The sequence below is a fragment of the Methylophaga sp. OBS1 genome, assembly GCF_026319365.1.
Window position 1 is genome coordinate 1,181,072 of the sequence record NZ_JAPDMS010000001.1, and the last position, 19,476, is coordinate 1,200,547.

22 protein-coding genes are annotated in these 19,476 nt (G+C 51.2%); 2 read left to right on the forward strand and 20 right to left on the reverse strand.

Going from position 1 to position 19,476, the window contains the following annotated elements; all coding sequences use genetic code 11:
• Positions 1-34: 34 nt before the first annotated feature.
• A complete protein-coding gene (locus tag OMQ46_RS05745; protein WP_266235080.1) occupies positions 35-376 on the forward strand; it encodes a cupin domain-containing protein in 342 nt (113 codons plus the stop codon).
• 81 nt (positions 377-457) lie between these two features.
• On the opposite strand, the gene narL is transcribed toward OMQ46_RS05745, so the two are convergent.
• Together narL and OMQ46_RS05755 are read right to left on the reverse strand one after the other, a co-directional pair.
• Positions 458-1,102 carry a two-component system response regulator NarL gene (gene narL / locus OMQ46_RS05750; protein WP_266235079.1) on the reverse strand — a complete coding sequence of 215 codons (645 nt, stop codon included), beginning with the start codon at positions 1,100-1,102 and terminating at the stop codon, positions 458-460.
• A 15-nt stretch (positions 1,103-1,117) separates the two neighbouring features.
• On the reverse strand, positions 1,118-2,917 hold the full coding sequence (locus OMQ46_RS05755) for a histidine kinase (RefSeq protein ID WP_266235077.1): 1,800 nt from the start codon (positions 2,915-2,917) through the stop codon (positions 1,118-1,120).
• Between the two features lie 69 nt (positions 2,918-2,986).
• Between OMQ46_RS05755 and OMQ46_RS05760 the strand changes: the two genes are divergently transcribed.
• Positions 2,987-4,372: a PAS domain-containing protein gene (locus tag OMQ46_RS05760; RefSeq protein ID WP_266235076.1), complete on the forward strand. Its 1,386-nt coding sequence runs from the start codon at positions 2,987-2,989 to the stop codon at positions 4,370-4,372.
• A 47-nt stretch (positions 4,373-4,419) separates the two neighbouring features.
• Here the strand turns inward: OMQ46_RS05760 and OMQ46_RS05765 are convergent, their stop codons facing one another.
• The 18 genes from OMQ46_RS05765 to OMQ46_RS05850 form a co-directional block, all read right to left on the reverse strand.
• Complete coding sequence (locus OMQ46_RS05765) at positions 4,420-5,466, reverse strand: heme-dependent oxidative N-demethylase family protein (protein WP_266235074.1); 1,047 nt, start codon at positions 5,464-5,466, stop codon at positions 4,420-4,422.
• Between the two features lie 16 nt (positions 5,467-5,482).
• Entirely contained in the window at positions 5,483-6,436 is a 954-nt protein-coding gene (locus OMQ46_RS05770; RefSeq protein ID WP_266235073.1) for a PDR/VanB family oxidoreductase, read from the reverse strand.
• Positions 6,433-7,035 (reverse strand): dimethylamine monooxygenase subunit DmmA family protein, encoded by a 603-nt coding sequence (locus tag OMQ46_RS05775; RefSeq protein WP_266235071.1) that lies wholly within the window; start codon positions 7,033-7,035, stop codon positions 6,433-6,435. Before OMQ46_RS05775 ends, OMQ46_RS05770 begins: the two co-directional genes overlap by 4 nt.
• Before the next feature lie 60 nt (positions 7,036-7,095).
• Entirely contained in the window at positions 7,096-8,244 is a 1,149-nt protein-coding gene (locus tag OMQ46_RS05780; protein ID WP_266235069.1) for an aminomethyltransferase family protein, read from the reverse strand.
• Between the two features lie 123 nt (positions 8,245-8,367).
• The gene (locus tag OMQ46_RS05785) at positions 8,368-10,059 is read right to left on the reverse strand and encodes an APC family permease (protein ID WP_266235067.1); all 1,692 of its coding nucleotides are present in this window, start codon (positions 10,057-10,059) and stop codon (positions 8,368-8,370) included.
• A 74-nt stretch (positions 10,060-10,133) separates the two neighbouring features.
• On the reverse strand, positions 10,134-10,457 hold the full coding sequence (sugE, locus tag OMQ46_RS05790) for a quaternary ammonium compound efflux SMR transporter SugE (RefSeq protein WP_266235065.1): 324 nt from the start codon (positions 10,455-10,457) through the stop codon (positions 10,134-10,136).
• A gap of 81 nt (positions 10,458-10,538) precedes the next feature.
• Entirely contained in the window at positions 10,539-11,669 is a 1,131-nt protein-coding gene (ribBA, locus tag OMQ46_RS05795; protein WP_266235064.1) for a bifunctional 3,4-dihydroxy-2-butanone-4-phosphate synthase/GTP cyclohydrolase II, read from the reverse strand.
• 9 nt (positions 11,670-11,678) lie between these two features.
• The gene (gene folE2 / locus OMQ46_RS05800; protein WP_266235062.1) at positions 11,679-12,467 is read right to left on the reverse strand and encodes a GTP cyclohydrolase FolE2; all 789 of its coding nucleotides are present in this window, start codon (positions 12,465-12,467) and stop codon (positions 11,679-11,681) included.
• 276 nt (positions 12,468-12,743) lie between these two features.
• Positions 12,744-12,890, reverse strand: coding sequence for a hypothetical protein (locus OMQ46_RS05805; protein WP_266235060.1), 147 nt, complete (start codon positions 12,888-12,890; stop codon positions 12,744-12,746).
• A 343-nt stretch (positions 12,891-13,233) separates the two neighbouring features.
• Positions 13,234-13,953, reverse strand: coding sequence for a TorF family putative porin (locus OMQ46_RS05810; RefSeq protein ID WP_266235059.1), 720 nt, complete (start codon positions 13,951-13,953; stop codon positions 13,234-13,236).
• A 72-nt stretch (positions 13,954-14,025) separates the two neighbouring features.
• Entirely contained in the window at positions 14,026-15,483 is a 1,458-nt protein-coding gene (locus tag OMQ46_RS05815; protein ID WP_266235891.1) for an APC family permease, read from the reverse strand.
• A gap of 238 nt (positions 15,484-15,721) precedes the next feature.
• Entirely contained in the window at positions 15,722-16,018 is a 297-nt protein-coding gene (locus OMQ46_RS05820) for a hypothetical protein (protein ID WP_266235055.1), read from the reverse strand.
• The gene (locus OMQ46_RS05825) at positions 16,002-16,673 is read right to left on the reverse strand and encodes a hypothetical protein (RefSeq protein ID WP_266235053.1); all 672 of its coding nucleotides are present in this window, start codon (positions 16,671-16,673) and stop codon (positions 16,002-16,004) included. Before OMQ46_RS05825 ends, OMQ46_RS05820 begins: the two co-directional genes overlap by 17 nt.
• A gap of 58 nt (positions 16,674-16,731) precedes the next feature.
• Positions 16,732-17,160, reverse strand: a complete 429-nt coding sequence (locus OMQ46_RS05830) for a universal stress protein (RefSeq protein WP_266235051.1) — start codon at positions 17,158-17,160, stop codon at positions 16,732-16,734.
• Between the two features lie 11 nt (positions 17,161-17,171).
• Positions 17,172-18,566: an APC family permease gene (locus OMQ46_RS05835; protein WP_266235049.1), complete on the reverse strand. Its 1,395-nt coding sequence runs from the start codon at positions 18,564-18,566 to the stop codon at positions 17,172-17,174.
• On the reverse strand, positions 18,563-18,742 hold the full coding sequence (locus OMQ46_RS05840) for a hypothetical protein (RefSeq protein ID WP_266235048.1): 180 nt from the start codon (positions 18,740-18,742) through the stop codon (positions 18,563-18,565). Before OMQ46_RS05840 ends, OMQ46_RS05835 begins: the two co-directional genes overlap by 4 nt.
• Positions 18,739-19,149 (reverse strand): hypothetical protein, encoded by a 411-nt coding sequence (locus OMQ46_RS05845; protein ID WP_266235046.1) that lies wholly within the window; start codon positions 19,147-19,149, stop codon positions 18,739-18,741. Before OMQ46_RS05845 ends, OMQ46_RS05840 begins: the two co-directional genes overlap by 4 nt.
• A 12-nt stretch (positions 19,150-19,161) precedes the next feature.
• On the reverse strand, positions 19,162-19,467 hold the full coding sequence (locus tag OMQ46_RS05850; RefSeq protein WP_266235044.1) for a hypothetical protein: 306 nt from the start codon (positions 19,465-19,467) through the stop codon (positions 19,162-19,164).
• Positions 19,468-19,476: the final 9 nt, after the last annotated feature.

Genomic DNA, 19,476 nt, shown 5'->3' on the forward strand with positions numbered 1-19,476 from the left:
GAGTGTCATTCATGACAAACAATTGAGGTAGACAATGAAATACAAACAAAACGCAATTTCAGATCCACAGCCTTCCATGGGGGTTGACGGTGTGGATGCGACCCTTGGCGATACTTTTGTCTCAGACAGTAAAGACAAAACCCTCTGCGCCGGTTTTTTCCATCTGAATAAAACCGACAAACCACTGGTCTATACCTATGATTACGAGGAAATGAAAGTCATCGTTGATGGTGAGTTTGTCATCACTGATGAATCCGGCTACAAGGTTCATGCTAAGGTCGGTGACGTATTCTTCTTTGGTGACGGTGAGACCATCACCTTTGAAACGCCCACCCGTGGCGTTGGTTTCTTCACCGGTCAGCGTCAGCCCATCTGAACTGACTAGTGATGATCTGCTGCAGCAGATCGCAACAAAAACGGCCCGCAAGCGGGCCGTTTTTTTATGCCTGTAAAAAGCTCAGTGTCTGGATTTTTGTTGATGACGCCAGACTGCCGCTTCCAGGCGACTGGTCAGATTGAGCTTACGCAGCAGATTCTTGATATGCACTTTAACAGTGGTATCGCTGATCCCCAATCGACGTGCGATATTCTTGTTGTTCATGCCCTCGGCCAGGCATTCCAGAATTTCTGTTTCGCGTTCAGTCAGATTCACATTCTCGGCTGTTTTAGATTCGGGTTCGAGTACCGCACGTTTCAGTACATCGTTCAGACACTCCTGCAATACCGTGACGCCACCAAAAGCTTTCAGTAAATTGGCGCGCAGTTCTTCCGGCTCCATGTCCTTGAGCAGATAACCATTGGCACCGGAGCGCAATGCCTCCAATAAATCATCTTCGGCATCAGACACCGTCAACACCACAATATGTGCCTGCGAACCGGCCTGTTTAAAACGCCTTAAAGTTTCAAGCCCGTCCATACCTTTCATATTCAGATCCAGCAGAATGATATCCGGTGACAATGCCGGTTCTAATTCCAGGCCCTCCAGACCGGAAGCCGCCTCACCGACCACCTCAAACGCCGGATCATCGGAAATAATCTGTCTCACTCCCTTGCGAAACAGCGGGTGGTCATCAATCAGCATGACTTTGATGGTTTCACTCATGATTTTTCTCTTCTTTTATTGTGCCAGTTTGGGGGTGAAGATCAGCCTGACACGGGTACCGCCATAGCGACGGTTCATGACCTCAATATCTCCCCCTAAATTATATGCCCGTTCTTTCATGATCGCCTGACCGTGATGGTCGTAGGTAGGCGAAGCCGGCGTTAACCCCATACCATTATCATCAATAATCAATTCCACCGCGCCACTACGCAGCATTCGCATTAAAACCGACACGGCAGTGGCACCGGAGTGACGCACGATGTTGGACAGGGCTTCGCGAACCACATGCAGAATATGAAATTCCTCATTTACCGTCAGTCGGCAATTGATCAGACGATTATCCAGGGAGATGCAGATATCGGAGCGCTGAGAAAACTCATCAATCGCGGCCTGAATCGCATAGCCCAGACCACGCAGGTCCATGTGCACACGGAACGTGGTCAGTAATTCACGCAGCTCACGATAGGCGTTATCCAGGCCTTCACGCAGTTCTTTGATCGCATCCGCCTGTTTGGTCTCGTCGAGCTGTGTCGACTGCAGCCTTGCTACCTGTATCTTCATAAAAGACAGTGACTGCGCCAGCGAGTCATGCAACTCCCGGGCAATCGCCGAGCGTTCTTCCAACACCGCCAGTCGCCGCCCCTCTTCATCATGACTCTGGTACTTGGCCACCATCGCCAACAGGTTGGCCGTAATTTCCAGCACTTTGATTTCCGAGTCTTCCAGCAGCCTGGCACGCTCCATTTCCACCAGCAACACACCAATACCGTTACTGGCACTGGGAAAGGAAACGGCCAGGCAGGCAACCGCTTGATTATCCGGGTTATGATCCGTGAAGTTGAGCATGCCGGTGGCCATAAGCTGGTCAAAACGTGCATCACTTAACGGCGTCGGCTGGTGGTGAGAAAAGATGATGCGCTCGGAAGTGATCACCGCCGCATCATCCGTATAAATTAACGCCGCATTGCTGAAGTTAAACACCCGCTCCAGCGAATAAAGCATTTTCAGTAAAGTGCGCTCGCTCATCACATCTTCGCTGGCACTTTCAATAAAATGCAGCAGAAAATCCTGTGCCCGGATCAGGGTCTTGACCTGTTCACTGGTTCGGTTAGCCCAGCTGATTTCAGCGTCAGCGCCCTGGGCATGAGCGGTGACTTCAGCAATACGGCTTTCAATCAGCGCGAATTCATCGTCACCGCTGCGACTATCGGGACTGTGAACACGTTGATTGATAAAGCGCAGCATATTATCAAAGCGGTCAACCAACAGCTTGCGGGCCGATATAGCAATCACCAATGCGCAACTCAATACAAAGATCAGGCTCACCGACTGCAACAGACCAATGACTGAGCGTTTAATCTCACTGTCTTTTTGCAAAGCCAGATTGAGTGCATCATAGGATTCCGCAATGCGTTCTGCGAGTCGCAGCTGTGCCGTCAAGCGCATATTGTAGCCAGCAACCTGGTTAAAGCTTGACTGTAGCTGTTCCAGCCGATGAACTGCCTGCCGGATGTCAGGGTTCTCCTGTTTCAGCATCCATTGCACATTTTCGTCATCCAGACGCAGATAATTCTGCTGCATATCCGTAAAAGTGGTGTTGGCTTCCTTCGGAGTGACGGCATTAATAAAGGAGAGTTGACGGTGCCAATAGACCTTTTGTGTGTTGACTTTGTCTATGGCTGCCTGGCTGGAAGGGATATAATCAAGCAAGAAGAAATTACTTGCCTGCATCAGCAGCACTGTCAACAGCAAGCAGCCCAGTAACATTAGCAACTTGGCATACAGGGTGCGCTGACTGAAACCGTTGACCAGCATCGAAATTTGCCTGAATAGCGAATTGATCCGCCGCGGTTTATTGACTGTAATCACATCAGAGGCCTGACAATGAGTTTAATTCTCTTTTCCATGGTGATGCTCAGTACCATTTTTGTATTGATTTTCGGTTTCTGGTGGGACAGTACTGCCCCCTTCAAAGTCCACCTGGCCGTGCTTGCCAGCAGTGTGGCTACAGTCATCTCTGTGATCATGGTTATCAGTGTCTATCCCAGACTACAGCGTCGACTGAAATTACAGACACCCAACCGCCTCGACAACCTGAACTGGGGCCAGGATATTTCCGCCAAGCTGTCCTCTCCCGCTGCTGTCATCGACGGTTTTAATATCAAATTCGCCAACAGCGCCTTTCTCAAGGAACTGGGCCTGACCGGTATGTCGGAGTTTGTCAGTGATATGCCCCTGACTAATCTGGTTCATCCCAGTAACCACGATCAACTCAATCAGTTCATCAGTCAGCAGGAAGAGGACAATAACCGCACCCTCTCGCTGCGCATGCTGTATGTGGATGGTACGACAATCCCGGTTCACATGTCATTGTCACCGCTCAACCGCGAACAGCAGCCGGATATGTACCTGCTGCAGTTTTCTCTGACCACCGTCTCACACCCTGTCACTGAAGACGATGATGTCAAAGCCGCTCAGTGCCGCCTGTTGTTGGAGCGCATTGAACAAATCGTATTTCAGGTGAACGTCGACCTGGAGCTATTGTTCGTTAACCCGGCGTGGCAGCGATTGCTGGACTATACCCCTGATGAAACCATAGGTCGTGAACTGTTCCGCTTTATTCATCCTGAAGATATTCCCCTGGCTGAAGCCCGTCTGCACGCATTATCAGAAGGTAAGCGGCAGCATACCCAGTTCGAACTGCGTTTGATCGCCAAAAACGGTATGTCACAGTGGTGTGAAATACGCGCTACAACCACATCCAAATTGAAAGGTGAACGCAGCAGCGTCATTGGCACGCTGACCGATATCAGTCGTATGAAACAGGCCTCTGAAGGGCTCAAAGCCAATGCCCGGACTTCGACTGAAATGATTATGTCGCGGATCCCGGCCATGGTATATCGCTGTAAAAACGACCGTAACTGGTCGCTGGAATATGTCAGCACCGGCAGCCTGGAAGTCACCGAGTATCAGCCTTATGAGCTGGTGCGCACCCCCAGCACTTCCTATATGAGCCTGATTCATCCCGATGACCAGTCCGGCTGTTGGGAGTATGTCCAGCAACAGTTGACTAAACAACAGGGTTTTCAGCTGATATATCGGCTGATTACACGCTCGGGTAAAACCAAATGGGTGTATGAACAGGGCCGGGGCGTATTTTCCGGTGCCGATGAACTACTGTCACTGGAGGGCGTTATCACCGATCTGCAGTGTGATGATTACTATCAATTACAGCAGGGGCTGGATCATATGCTGTGCTCACTCAAATAAAAGCCCGGACAGCATCACTGTCCGGGCTCCGTTCAGTATTACAGGGCTTATTCCGGATGCGTGCCCAGCTCCAGCTCTGAGCCATCATCCATCGGCGCCAGGTGATCAATGACCATCTGCCGATAGAAATCCAAGCCTTTGTACTCAGATAAATCCGGATGCAGATTGGTCAACACACGGCGCAGACGCTTAGCCCAGCGCGGGTAGGTCGCCAGTTCATTCACACTCGCGAGATAACCACGCACGCTGAAAGCAATCGCGTTGCTACGTGGCAAGCGGAACAACGCCTGTAACTCTACCCGCAGATGCACTTTGTCACCCACGTTTTCCGGTGTGACCGACACATTGTCCGGTCCCCACAGCGGGTAGTTTTCCGGTGAGGTATCCAGTCGTGGATTCACTGTCATGGTCCAGTTCAGCCGGCGAACCGGACTGCCATATTGCAGATGCAGTAGGTACTTCAGGGCACGGTCGAAAATACCCAGTTCATTGGCCTGTGGCACCGGACCATGCCACTCCTTGAAGGACATGCCGGCATCAAACGCCATTGACCAGTCGGCCTGGCTGGTAACGATGCCCATATCGGCAAACAGATCGTCATCACGCTGATCCAGAATAATCCAGTCACCCTGCACCTGCCGACCGACAAATTCGAAGGGTTGCATCGGCAACGTGGATTGATCGCCGAAGACAAACTTCTGATCGATACCCAGCGGTTTATTAATCCAGTGCCAGTTATCACCGTCTTTAGTCAGTTGAAACTGTTCAGGATAATCCGTGGACAATGACTCCATCATCAGTTCCACCATATCCCACTGCGCATCCATCATATGCGGCAAAGCGATGTAACGCAGCGGATCGTCTTCCAGCACCAGGGCCCGATCCGCACATTCAGCGACATAATGCTCATCGACATCAATAGCGTGCTCAAATACCGATCCCGGTGCGCCACCGTTGTGCTGTTCAATATTGACGCTGTACATGTACTCGTCTTCAGCAAACGGGAATGGGAAACGGCGGATCGCTTCCGCAGAATTGCTGAAGCTGTAATCGTCACGGAAGGTTTCTTGTTTGAATGCAAGATTCTTAGCCATATTCATCATTTATTCCTCAAAGGTTGACCACCAGTTTTGAGCACTTGGCCCGTGATACACACGGCATAATGCTTCTGCCCTCGGCTTTTTCATGGTCCGACAGATAATGGTCGTTGTGCATAATCACGCCGTCGCAGGACACCACTTCCAGTTCGCAGCGTCCGCAGGCACCGCCACGGCACAGGAACGGCGGTTCAGCCCCGGCTTCTTCCATCGCTTCCAGCATGCTCATGTCACCCGGCACCGTGACTTCCATACCGCTCAACGCCAGTTCCACCGTGAATTCATCGCCTGAAGGCGGTGCGGTAAACTCTTCACTGTGTACGTGGTTGTCAGGCCACCCCAGATTCTTGGCATGCAGGTGCAGGGCTTTTACCATCGGTTCGGGACCGCAGGTATAAACATGAGTACCGAGCGGTTGACGACGCAGCAGTTCGGGGATATCCAGGCGCTGGCCTTCGCTATCTACGTAGAAATGAACCCGATCGCCGCATAGCTGCTGTAACTGTTCACGGAACGCCGCATGCTCAGGTGAGCGATAGGCATAATGCAGTTCATAGTCGTAGCCCAGGCGATTGAGGTCAGAAATCTGCGACATAAAGGGCGTAATACCGATCCCCCCGGCAATCAGAATATGCCGGCGACCCAGCTTGGATATCGCGAACAGGTTAACCGGATAGGTGATTTGAAGCCGGGTACCCGGCTTCACCTGCTCGTGCATGTAGACCGAGCCACCGCGTGAATTTTCCTGCTTGCGTACCGAAATATGATAGCTGTCTGAATTAGCGGTAGACCCCATCAATGAATACGGATTCCGGTGAATGCGACCATTGATATCCATCGATACCACAACGTGACTGCCACCGGAAAAATGCGGTAAAGGTTCACCATTTTCCTGCACCAGCGTGAAGTGTTTGACCACCTCAGTCACCTGTTCCACATCCACCACTTTCACATTCAATACACTCATGGATAAATCTCCTCTGCTGCCGGTACATTGCCCGGTTCTTCAGCATCAACCATCACGCCCATGTAAGCGCCCAAACGACGGGAAAAATGGTCACGAACAAACAGATGACGGCCGCAGCCGCTGCATTGATGAATGCTGTGATGCACATCTTTATCCGTGGTTTTGCAATGAACACAGTAAACGCTACGTGCCAAAGTCCCGCTCAGCTCTTTTTCCACATTGCGGTCCTGAACACCGTAGACTTTGAGCTCATCCATCACCGCCCAGATGAAGGCCTCACTGCCGGCGACATAAAACTGTGTGCCCATCAGACAATCAGGTAATTGCTCCCTGAGTGCAGCCAGCACCGCCTGGTCTGACTCACAGACCTGCAGACCTTCCGGTACCAGCTTGGTAATAATCTCAGCGTATTTTTTTGATGCCGACGGATCGTCAGCAAACAATAACTTGATTGGTTCACGGGGACACATCTGTTGAAATAACTTCAGTACGGCAATACCCCCCTCGCCCTCGGCGATAACAACATGACCGGTCGCATGCTGCTTCCACACCAGCGAGTCATACAGTGGTTTGCTTCTGATCCAATATCCTCTTTCCATCACTTTTTCCTCATCTTGTTGCCCTGCCACGTCCCTGTGACATACCAGGCTGGGTGACAACTATTGTTCGGGATGAGTACGCAGACGCATCGGATCGTAGAAAGGTGTCTTAACGACATGGGCTTTGATCGGCGTCTCGGCGGCAACCACCACCTGGGTACCGAGTTGCGAGAACTCGGGCTTGATATGCACCATGGCAATCGATTTCATCAGGTAACGGCTGAAACTGGCACTGGTCACCACACCGATTTCCTTACCATCTTTAATAATTTTGGCCCCTGCCGGCATCGCCTCATTGCTCTGACAAACCAGACCCGCCTGCTTGAAGCGTTCACGGGCTTTCAGTTTCAGTAATGCTTGTTTGCCGACATAGTCGCCTTCTTTGTCGAGATCCACACACCAGTGCATGTTGACTTCCCATGGGGTGGTGTCGCCTTCTGGCATATCGAATGGGTAGAACAGCAAAGCGGCTTCAACCCGGGTCAGGTCCAGAGATTCCCAGGAGCCGGCCATAATCCCGTAGGCATGCCCTTTTTCCATGATGCTGTCCCAGATATGCACCGCATCATCAGCGCTGCAATACACTTCATAACCGCGCTCACCGGAATAGCCGCCACGGGCAATAATCACATCACGACCAAACAACGAGGTTTGAACATGTTTGAAATAAGGCAGGCGTGCCAGGTCAATACTGACTTCGGGACCGAGAATATCGATTGATTTCGGCCCCTGCAGTGACAGAATATGCACGTCAAAATCCTGCTCAATGCTGACGTCCAGACCTTCAGCCAGTCTGGCCAGATTGTCCTGGGTGCTGCCACCACCGTGAGAGATTCGATAATGTTCCTTGGCATCACAAATCAGCATAATGTCATCCACCAGGGCACCCTCTTCATTCACTTCCGCAGCAAGACGTGAGGTGCCGGGCTCGAGTTCAGTCACATCGATCGCCACCAGTTTATCCAGTACTTTCAATGCCGCTGGCCCGGTGACATTAAGAATATTCAGCGCAGACACATCGTAGAGTGCGGCACGGGTTCTGACCGCAATGACTTCGTCATGGGGATCGCTGTGATAAAACTGCGGAATGGGCATTCCCCAGATCGATTCATCCAGCTTGGAACCCAGCTCGCGATGTCGTTGATTCAGTACTGAGTTACGGGTAATGGCCGCATCCGCGGCTTCGAGAGGTTGAGTAGAATTGCTCATGGCACTGGCTCCGCTTTAATAACAGAAAGTTCATAAGCAAATTAACGCAAATAAAAGGGCTTAAAAATTCTCTTGATGGCGTACTCCCTTGGGAGTAAAAAATCGCTGCTGAGGCCAATAAATTCAGCTCAAAAGACTTTCAACCAGGATATGACTGACATACAGAATGCCCCCCCCCATCAACAGCGCCAGATAAGGCAGAACACCGGCTCTACCCAGCGCCGAATGATGTCGCTGTAGATCCTCCCGCGTCCCTGCCGGGAATGTCCCCTTGTCAGTCAGATAATGACGCCAGAGGAACAGAGGAATACTCACCGCCGCCATCAATAAGCCGCTCAGCAATGCCCCCTTACCCCAGACGTTGGCACCCAGCCCCATAATCGCAATATTCATGTAGGCCATCACAATCCCCATAGCAAGCAAAAATGTCGGTGCCTTGAACGGTCTTTGCCAGTCACCACGGTCAATGCGATGTATCCAACCTGCATTGAGATTGAGGAAATTGAAAATCATATAACCCACATTCGACGCCGCCAGCAGAAACACATAATCCGACATCATCAACAACACCAGGTTAATCACCAGATTGGTCCACATCGCATGAGTCGGCGCCCCCTCCTCATTCACATGAGACAGATAGCGCGGCAACAGACCATCGACTGACGCCTGGTACAGCGTCCTGGATGCGCCCGACATCGCCGTCATCATTGCCAGCACCATAGCCAACACCAGCATCGCCACGATCAGATTTGCCATAAATGGCTGACCGCCAAGCATCGCGGATAAGGCATTGGCCACCCCCATACCACTGTAGATCTCTTCGGCGAGCATACCGTCATAGCGGGCAGGCGCTATCAGTTGCCCATCTGAATCCAGGATCGCCGGCTGAATCATCTCGCCGATACCAAGGTAGGACTGAAAAGCCACTGGTACCAGAATATAAGCGGCCAGACACAGTAAACCGGCATAAAAAATCGCCCGATGGGTATCCCGAACCGGGTTTCTGAATTCACGGGTGTAACAGAGTGCAGTTTCAAATGCATAAGCCGACCAGCCGGCGATAAACAGAGCGCCAGCCATCAAGACCCAGCCCTGCAGACTCCACTCCCCGGCCACCACTTTTCCCATCGAGTCATAAGCGACCGGAGTTAACGGGAAAAAATGATCCCGTGGCAGATCACCACTCAATAGAGGAACCAGCGCAATCAACATCAGGGGAATCAGGGCGCTTAATGCCAGCAGCATGGTTGTCCTGGCTGAACGCAACACGCCACCGTTCTGTATGGCAAAAACCACCAGCAAAATGGTGGCACCGACAATAAAGGTGGCGTCAATACGCAAACTGAGTCCCTGCTTGAGCGCACTCAAATCAATCAGTGTCAGCTGCCAGGTATTAATCACAGCATCGGCAGGAAACAGTACGTTAAGGATATAGCCAGCAGATAAACCAGAACCGATGGCGAGTACTGGCGACCAGGCCCACCAGTGACACCATATCGACACCGGTGCAATCAGTTTGCTGTATGGCATCCAGGCGACAGCGCCATGAACAGAGACTCCACCGGCTTTATGTGGAAACAGACCGGCAATTTCAGCATAGGTAAATGACTGCAGCAGACCGAAACTGATGGCAATAATCCAGACCAGCCAGGCGGGCTTGCCCACCGTGGCCGTAATCGCCCCCATGGAGAACAGCACCAGTGCGGCCACGCCACTCGCTATCCAGAAAGCGCCTTTCCAGTCTATAGCGCGATGCAGCGTCTGAATGCGACCGTCGATGGGTTGGAATGGGATGGAAATATCCTGCTGACTCACTATGCGCTCCCTAAGCGGATCTTGATGATCACCATAGCGCGCAGGCAAACATCAGCCAGTCATGCCGGATTTTTTCAAGCTTCGGCCGTGCTAAGCTTGAGCCCGATAATCCCGACAATGATAAAAGCGATGCTCACCAGCCTGCTTAAACTGGTGGATTCGTCAAACAACATAATACCGAGAATCACCGTGCCTACCGCACCAATACCCACCCAGACACCGTAAGCAGTGCCAATCGGCAAGTCACGCATGGCCAGGCCGAGCAGCCAAAAGCTGAGTAATAGGGTAAAGACCGTCGCAATTGTCGGTAAAGGCCGGGTCAGGCCATCGCTGTATTTGAGGCCGATTGCCCAGACCACTTCCAGCAATCCGGCAATAAATAAAATCATCCAGGCCATCTGAATGGTCCTTATTATTAGCGGGTCGTCCCGTCTCAAAAACCGTACTCAGGGTCGTCCCTGCGGTCAGATATGTCTTGTTCAGGCGCTGGCTTGTTCTTTCTCTGTCTCCGCATCCGGCAACAGAAAATCATGCACGGTCAGGCCAAAGCCAGTCATTGCAGGCAGTATACGCGGCCGCGTCAGCAGCGTCATGCCCGTCACACCCAGATCTTTGAGGATTTGTGCACCTACGCCATAGTGCTTGAGTTTGAGCCTGGGGATATCATTTGATTCACCGATGCCGTCATCATGCATCAACAGCAGCACACCGGTACCGGCTTTGCGAATGGCCTGCATAGCCTCGGTGACACTCCAGCTGTGACCGCGACGGTCACTGTCGAGTAAATCCAGACCGTTAAACGGTGCATGCACCCGCACCAGGGTATTCTGTGCCGCAGACACATCCCCAAAAACCAATGCCTGGTGAACTTCACTGCTGTGAATATCCCGGTAACGGCTGAGCGTAAACTCACCAAAGATGGTACTCAGTGAACGACTATCTATACGTTCAATGATCGTTTCCTGCTGATGGCGATAGGCAATCAAATCAGCGATGGTGCCGACTTTGAGGTCATGTTTGTTAGCAAAGGCCAGTAAATCGGGCAGTCGGGCCATGCTGCCGTCATCATTCATGATCTCGCAGATAACAGCGGCCGGCTCTCTGCCGGCTAGTTGCGCCAGATCACAACCGGCTTCAGTATGACCGGCACGTTTTAAGACACCGGCCTGTTGGGCCATCAAGGGAAAGATATGCCCCGGGCTGACAATGTCTGCTGGTCCCGCGTTAGACGCGACCGCAGCTTGTATAGTGCGGGCACGATCCGCCGTCGAGATGCCGGTGGTCACGCCTTCTGCTGCTTCTATCGACACCGTAAAATTGGTACCCAGTGAGGTGCCGTTATGACCCACCATCAGTGGTAGATCAAGTTGCCGGCATCGTGTCTCCGTGAGTGTCAGGCAAATCAATCCCCTGCCATGCATCGCCATAAAATTAATCGCTTGGGCATAAGCAGCATCGGCAGCCATGATCAAATCGCCTTCATTTTCGCGATCTTCGTCATCCATCAACACCACCATTTTGCCCAGGCGGATATCCTCGATGATGTCTTCTATCGGTGAAATCGCAGGCAGAGGAGCCTTGGCTTTAAATGCAATCGTGGAATATGTCATGACGCCTCCTTACATGCGATCAATCAATGCGTAGGCAGAATGGTTATGAATCGACTCGAAGTTCTCGCATTCAACCCGGAAACCACCAATTTCAGGCGCTTTTTCGAGTGCACCGGCAATGTCTCTGACCAAGTCTTCAACAAACTTGGGATTATCGTAGGCAAACTCGGTCACAAACTTTTCATCCGGGCGCTTAAGCAGGCCATACAGCTGACTGGATGCCTGCGCTTCGACCAGGCGAATTAACTCATCGAGATTCATTGCCTCACCCATTTCCACCTCGACGGTGACCAGAGAGCGCTGATTGTGTGCACCATACTGGGAAATCTTTTTGGAACAGGGACAGAGACTGGTGACCGGAATTTCTGCCTTGACGGTCAGTTGGTAGGCTTCACCGATCTCGGCATTCAGGGTCACGTCATAATCCATCATGCTGGTCACGCCCGACACCGGCGCGGCTTTTTCCAGGAAAAACGGAAACCGCATCTGCACATGACCATTGTCGGCTTCCAGCAGCTCAAGCATGGCACGCATAAAGGCCGGCATCGCAGCGACTGAAAACACCTGTTTCGGCTGTTCCAGCAACTCGACAAAACGCGACATATGCGTGCCTTTAACATGATGGGGCAGACTGACCGTCATATTGAAATCAGCGACGACCCGAATGGGATGGCCATCCTGACTATCGAAGAAAATAGGATAACGTAAGGATTTAATGCCTACCCGATCAATCGGTAACTGGCGTTTATCAGGTGTGTTCTGAACATCTTCCAGGCCAGCTTTAAGAGGCAGGTTCATAATACGTATCCTTATCTTGCAGACTGTACAGTCAATTGGTGTTGGCTTACCCAAAAAGGAAGGCGAACTGTTCACGCCTGTTCACACATGCCATTGAGAACATCATGCTGGCAGTGTCAGTTCGCCCCCAACGTCCCAACGAGAGAACGGTTTAGAGGATAACCATGAAAGAAGCTGAACCCCTGTCATCAAATCAGCTTCAGTTTAATTATCGTGGCTGTCATGCCCTTCAACAATTCCAAAGAAGGCTTACTACCTAGGTGTTAGAAACAATCCCTAACGTGGATTGAATGGCCCGAAATCAGCTGACTCTTCTGCAGTGAGAATCCCACCCGTGTAACTACCCACCATCCAACCGTTACTCATCAGTTGGGTTAGCACCAATGCCAGAAACTTGAAATATTTGCTGTTTGAAATCGACATACATAAACCCTCCTTATCAGGGTGTAGCCAACACAGCCTCTCAGTTCAGTACTGAGCGCATGATCTTGATTAGCTTGACACTCCCATGACAAAAAAGCGCGTCATGACATCATCTACAGCTAAAAAAAAGGAGCTGCCGAAACCGGGCAATAAATCATTGCTTGCGACTACGACAACTCCCAAATATGCCAGTCGGAACGGGCAAGAGGATAACCATCAAGAAGCTGAAACATTCGCTGAAAACCAGCTCCAGTTTCATTATCTCCTTAAGCCCTGATAGCCACCATTCCGAAGAGGTATTACTACCAAGGTCATAGTGGCGCTACTCCCTTCCGACAGTTTTTTACATTGATTTAGAGATACTGAAGACAAAGCGTCCCTCAGCCAGGTCATCGGTGTAGAGATCTTCACCATCGCTGTCGGTATCGGTGTAAGTCAGATCAAAACCGAAGCCGGCAAAGTCTTTGGACAGACCGATGCGATAGTCAGTCGCGCTGTCCGGGTTGCCGGAACCGAAAACATCATCGTCATAATCGTAATAACCGACCGCGGCACTAAGGTTGACGCCAGCCGGCAGACCATAATCGAAGCCCAGATTGTAATAAGTGCCTGTCTCGCTAAGTCCGTAGACATCACCTGAATGTGCTACGCCCAGAGTAAAGTAGCTGTAACTGAGTGAGCCATACACTTCATTCCAGTCCAGGCCGGATTCACCCGGGTAGTCGTAACGCAGGATACCCAGATCATAGGCAATACCGGTGTCACCAATTTCATTGGCATAGCCGGCATAGTAATCCACTTCGATACTGGTATCTGGGGCTGCATCGCCGAAATCGACATTGGAGGCCCAGATGCCGGTATAAAATCCACTGCTGTGACCATAGTCAAAGCTGCCGGAAATGGCTGGTTTTTCATCAGTCTGAGAATAACCGCGCCAGACATAATCACTGGATAAAGCCACACTCGCACTGGTGCTGTGCTGACCGTTTTCACTCTCCCAGGCCATCGCTGCGCCCGAAGTCATCAGACCGCTGGCGGCCATTAACAGGATCATTTTTTTCATGTTGTTTTCTCTCTTTGTGGTGATAAACAAAATAAGGGGGCAGAGTCTACTGCCCCCTTCGTTACAGCGTTATCATTTACTGGCAACAGCGCCGATCGCCGCATTGTGCTGGCGGGTCTCAAATTGGGTGTAGAGCCAGATTGGCAGGTACATACCCAGCACGATGAAGCCAACCCAAGTTGAGAACCAGCCGACTTCCAGGCTGTTCAGATACACCACGCCAACCAGACACAGCGGGATATTGAACAGACCGAAAAGCATGGCCACATTTTTCCAGCCGGCCGGTGCTTTGAAAGGACGCTCGACATTGATAAAACGCGGGTCTTTTTTAGCTTTAACGTAAGCAAACAGACTGATACCGTTCGCACAGGTGTAACCAATCGCAGAAGCGGCCAGAATTGCTGCTGGCGTGCCCATGGATATCAGCACCAGGTTGAACAGACCGATGACCACCATCGCCAGTACCGGCGTGCCATGGCCATTCACTTTACTCAGCACTTTAGGCAGATTGCCTTCATGCGCCATTGAGTGCATGGCACGGGCAGAACCCAGATAGGCGGTTTGAATAATCAGGATCATTGCCGCAATCAGCATGATGATGGTGATAACGGATCCGGACTCACCAAATGCAGCCTGTGCAACCGGAATCATGGGTGACAGGGGCTCAGCCAGAACACCTTCCACACCCAGTACACCGATAACCGCAGCCTGTACCAGCACGAAGGTCAACAGACAAATCGCACCGCAGACAAACAAGGCTTTGGGTACATCAACCGATGGTTTTTTGTATTCCGGGCCGTAAATCGCTGCCGTTTCCCAGGCACAGGCACTCCATTGGGCGATGGCAAACAAACCAAACAGAATCAGAATATGATGCATATCCCATGACCAGTCAGCCGGAAGCCAGGATGACGTGATATTGCTCATATCCACTGAACCGGTCGCAAACGGTACTGCAGTCATTACCACCAGTGGGATGATTGAAACCGCCGCCAGAATGTAACCCAGCACCGCACCGTCTTTGAGACCGAAGTAATTGACGATGATAAGACCACTGAAGATCACCACGCCCGAAATCAACGACAGTTGGTATTCAGTAAACATCTCACCCAGGCCGGGGAACAACCCCTGCAGGTAACTGCCAACCAGTATGGCGAAGATAGCTAACACCGGGTTCCAGGCAAACCAGTAACTCCAGGCACTGAAACCGCCAATCAACTTACCTTTGTCATACTTTCCCTGGTAGTCTTTCGATGTAAAAACGTGCTGGGCAAACCCCGGCAACCCGGATGCTTTGGGAAAGGCAGTCGCCATTTCCGCGTAGGCCAGATTCTGCATAAAGCCCTGCAGCACCGACAGCCCCCAGACCAGAATAGCCGCTGCCGCCACCCACATGGGGAAGTAACCCAGCGACGGTAAAATTAATAATGGCACCCCAGATGCGATTGCCAGCCCCTGTTTCCAGTCAATTGACCGTTCCAGTGACTCTGCATCGTGGGTGCCAACAGATGATTCGTTGTACTCACTCATATCTCTATCTCCAGCTAGTGGTTTAGCTTTTTGCTATTAGCATTGAATTTCAGACGGTTCCGAATCGGCAATTCAGGACCTGAACTGAACTTACCCCTACTGCAACAAGACTGTAATTATCTTCTGTGAGTACTCCATAGGTAGTAACGATGCGAATCTATGTTTCTGATTGACAATAGAAAACTGTCACTGAAGGTGAAACCTTCAATGTCTGGCTGGCGAATTTGGAGACACCGAATCAGGCGTGTTCGTGATAAGACCGACTAACCCATCGCACCTTTGCCCAGAGGTATGCATCCATCACTGACAAGGCATAGATAAAGAGACCACCGGCAAACTGACCGATCACGGAAACCCCGGGGCTGGCCATGTTGAATGTCACTACGCCCAGTACCAGCATAAAAAAAACCATGGTGAGTCCGCGCATGGGTGACTGGTTCAGTACCTGACCAACACCTGGCAGAATAATCGCAACCAGCAACACCAGGTAGGGATGCCACAAACCCGTGCCCTGCTCATCAGGCGGCTTTTTCATAATGGCCCCCGTCCAGATTAAACAGCAAAGTCTGCAGTTGTCGGCTCAAAGCAGCAATTTCTGTCGGATCCAGTGGCTGCATATCAAAATCCGCCATCCGCAAGAGCAAATATTGTCCCCTGTCGCCTTGCCTGGCCAGATAAGTCAATCTCACGGCATCCGGGGTGATCAGCAACGCTTTCACACGCTGGTCAGCAAAAATACTTTGAATATCGCCGTCGATACGCTGCAGGCTCGGCACTTTGTTTTTACTGACATAACGCGCATGTTGAGGCCAGTTTTTCGGGGGAGTAACCGGCCGCTCCCAATTCCAACCGGGACTGAAAACATCACCGCTCTGCGGTCTCATCAGAATATCCAGACTGCCCTCACTGCCGGCGGGTCTGAGCATGGTGATATGCAACCACATTATCGGTAATTTACGTGCGGTCAGATTATCCACTTCCAGTTTCAGCGCCACGCTGGTACCGGCGAACTCTCCTGCCAGGTGAGCAAAACCGGCCTGATCCAAAACACGCTGCTTAATGTCTATCACTTTGTGACTTTCACTTAATAAAGCAGCCCGGTCACGCAGTATCTGGTGATGATGACGGCGGTAGATGAGCCACAAGGATATCGAAAATACCACGGTCATCAGAATGATAAGTTGTGTCATTTTTGCCTCCTTAAACCGGCAAAAAAAAGCCCCGTAACCACAGTTACGGGGCACGAAGTCAACGCACGACCGTGACCGGACAATGCGCCTTACTGATCACCTGCTCGGCGATAGAGCCCAGCAGAACCTTGGCGACACCTGTTCGGCCGACTGACCCTGTTACCACATGGTCATGGTCATTGTTTTCGGCATAATCAATGATTGCCCTGGCAATGTTATGACCGGGAACAGTAGTGCAATAGACTGGCTGCAAGTCACGTTGATGAGCCCGTTCCATCGCATCATGCAACTCCATCTGGATTTGATCATGCGCGGCATCGAGCATATTGGAGTTCCAGAAATAAGTATGTGAAACATCCTCACCGGTAGGCATTACCACGTGAATAAAAGTCAGTTCTGCCTCTGCCAACTTCGCCAGTTCAATCGCATAGTCCACCGCTTTCTGCGCACTGTGAGAACCGTCGGTTGCACATAAGATTTTTTTCATGACGTTCCTCCTTAATAGCCTTTAGGCCGTGGCCAGGGCATCGTGAACTGATCACCCCGTTTCACAAACTGATAGCGACGCATGACAAACCACACTGACGCGACGATGTAGAAGGCCATGATCGACAGCAACGAAGCGCCGTAACCGAGGAAGGTCGCAAAATAGACCACCGAACACAGTGCCAGCAATACCAGCGCCGGTATCGGGTGAAACGGATGGATGTAGCCCCGTTTGATCACACCCAGCGGCCACATCTTTCTGAACTTCATCATGTTGATTGACATGAAGGTGTAGCCCAGCAGACCGGACAGAATCGAGAAGGTAATTACCTGATCCAGTAAGCCGGTAAAGGCAAATGACACCGCAATCGGAATCAGGAAAATAATGGCCCGGAAAGGTGTACGGTAATGCGGGTGAATCGCACCAAACCAGGTCGGCATATAACGATCCCGCCCCATTGAGAACCAGGCACGTGCGGCATCATTGATACAGCCATTGGCTGAGGCAATGGCTGCAAACATGGTACCGATGAACAAGACCACCTGCAGAGAGGGATTACCGATAATCGAGGCCGCATCATACAACGGTGTCGTTGCCTGCCCCAGATACTGCCAGGGCATCAGACCGGTAGAGACATACCAGGTCAGACTGGCTGCCACCAGTAAGGTCAGAATGCCACCGATGGTACCCAGTGGAATTGCGCGGCCCGCACTACGAACCTCCTCTGCTGCCTGACAGGTGCCCTCAATACCGAGGTAATACCACATACCAAACTGCAATGCTGCCACAACCCCAATCCAGCCATAGGGCAGTTCAGTGAGCAGATCACTGTGCTTGAGTATGTTGCCGGGATTGAGCGGATCAGTCCCCACAAACAGGGCAATAATCGCCAAAAACGCAAACAGCGTGATAACAAAGTTCACTGTCAGCGTCATGAACACACCGCGATAGTTAAGCCAGGCCAGAAAGGCGATCGTCAGCACCACAAAAGGTTGCGGATTGAGACCTTCATAGCCGGTGGCAGCTGCGACTGCAGCCATCAAATCACCGACAATCAGGGCATCGGCCGCTTCCAACATGGTGTAGGCCATCACCAGATACAACCCCACATTAAAGGCCATAAGCGGACCGATAATGTGCTTGGCCTGGGTATACTGCCCACCTGCTGCGGCTACTGTCGAGGTCACTTCCGAGTCGATCATGGCGACACAACTATATAAGAGCCCGATCACCCAGCAGGCAATCAGGGCCCCATAGGCGCCCCCTTTGGCGACGGAGAAGTTCCAGCCCATAAACTCGCCAACTAATACGATCCCAACCCCTAAAGCCCATACATGGAAAGGGTTGAGCACCTTGAACATCGAGATGCGTTGTACATTGTCTGCAGTCGTAGATTCAGCGGTCATCGGATGCCCTCCTCTTGCTTGATTTGTTCAAGCAACTCATCGGCACCCTCACGGGAACTGACCAGAAGCTCTTCGTCAAACTCACGCGATACACTGATGGCATCGACCAGAATCCACAGCAGTAGCAGCCCGGAGATAATCCAGGCGGCATAACTTAAAATATCCCACCAAATCATTGTGTTGCCTCCCTGTTTGAAGCTGTCTCCTGACTATCGAATTTTTCTCTGATGACTTCCCGGTATTGCTTGTTGGAAACCCGCAGCATGAAAAAGAAATAGCCGATGATCACCAGCGCCGTAATGGCAAGCATTAACGGGTCAATGGTGTAATCGAACTTATTGTTGATAATCTCAGCAGCAGCCTGTTCGTCATAACCAAGCTTTTGCCACTGTTCCTGTTCAACAGGGGAGACGCCCAGAGATTCCCAGGAGTGGGACTGGACAATGGCTGTTTCATCGACCGACTTACTGTCGGATTCCAGAAACAGAGGGATATAGAGACTTACATAAACCAGTACCAGAATAAACAGACTATCAAACAACTGTCCCCGTTTAGGCTGGATCTTGGGTATATAACTGGACATAGCATTTCCTCATTAATTGACTCTTGCATCGTTTTTAGCCGCCCGGTTCTCATCCAGGTGCTTGATATCGAGGCCATAGATGAACGCTTTATCTTCCGCATAGTGACGAGTCATCGACCCGACAGAGGCGGTATTAAAGAGCACAAGCAGACCACTGGAGATGATTAACACCCATTGAACAATGGGGTCATCGACGATGTTTAAGATACTAATGAGGACGAAGCCCACAGCCAGCCAGATCAGAATGATATCCGACCAGGCCATGATACAGTCCCGTAGATACATATTTTGTATACGTTTTTTTAAATTATTATTCATGATTGTTTC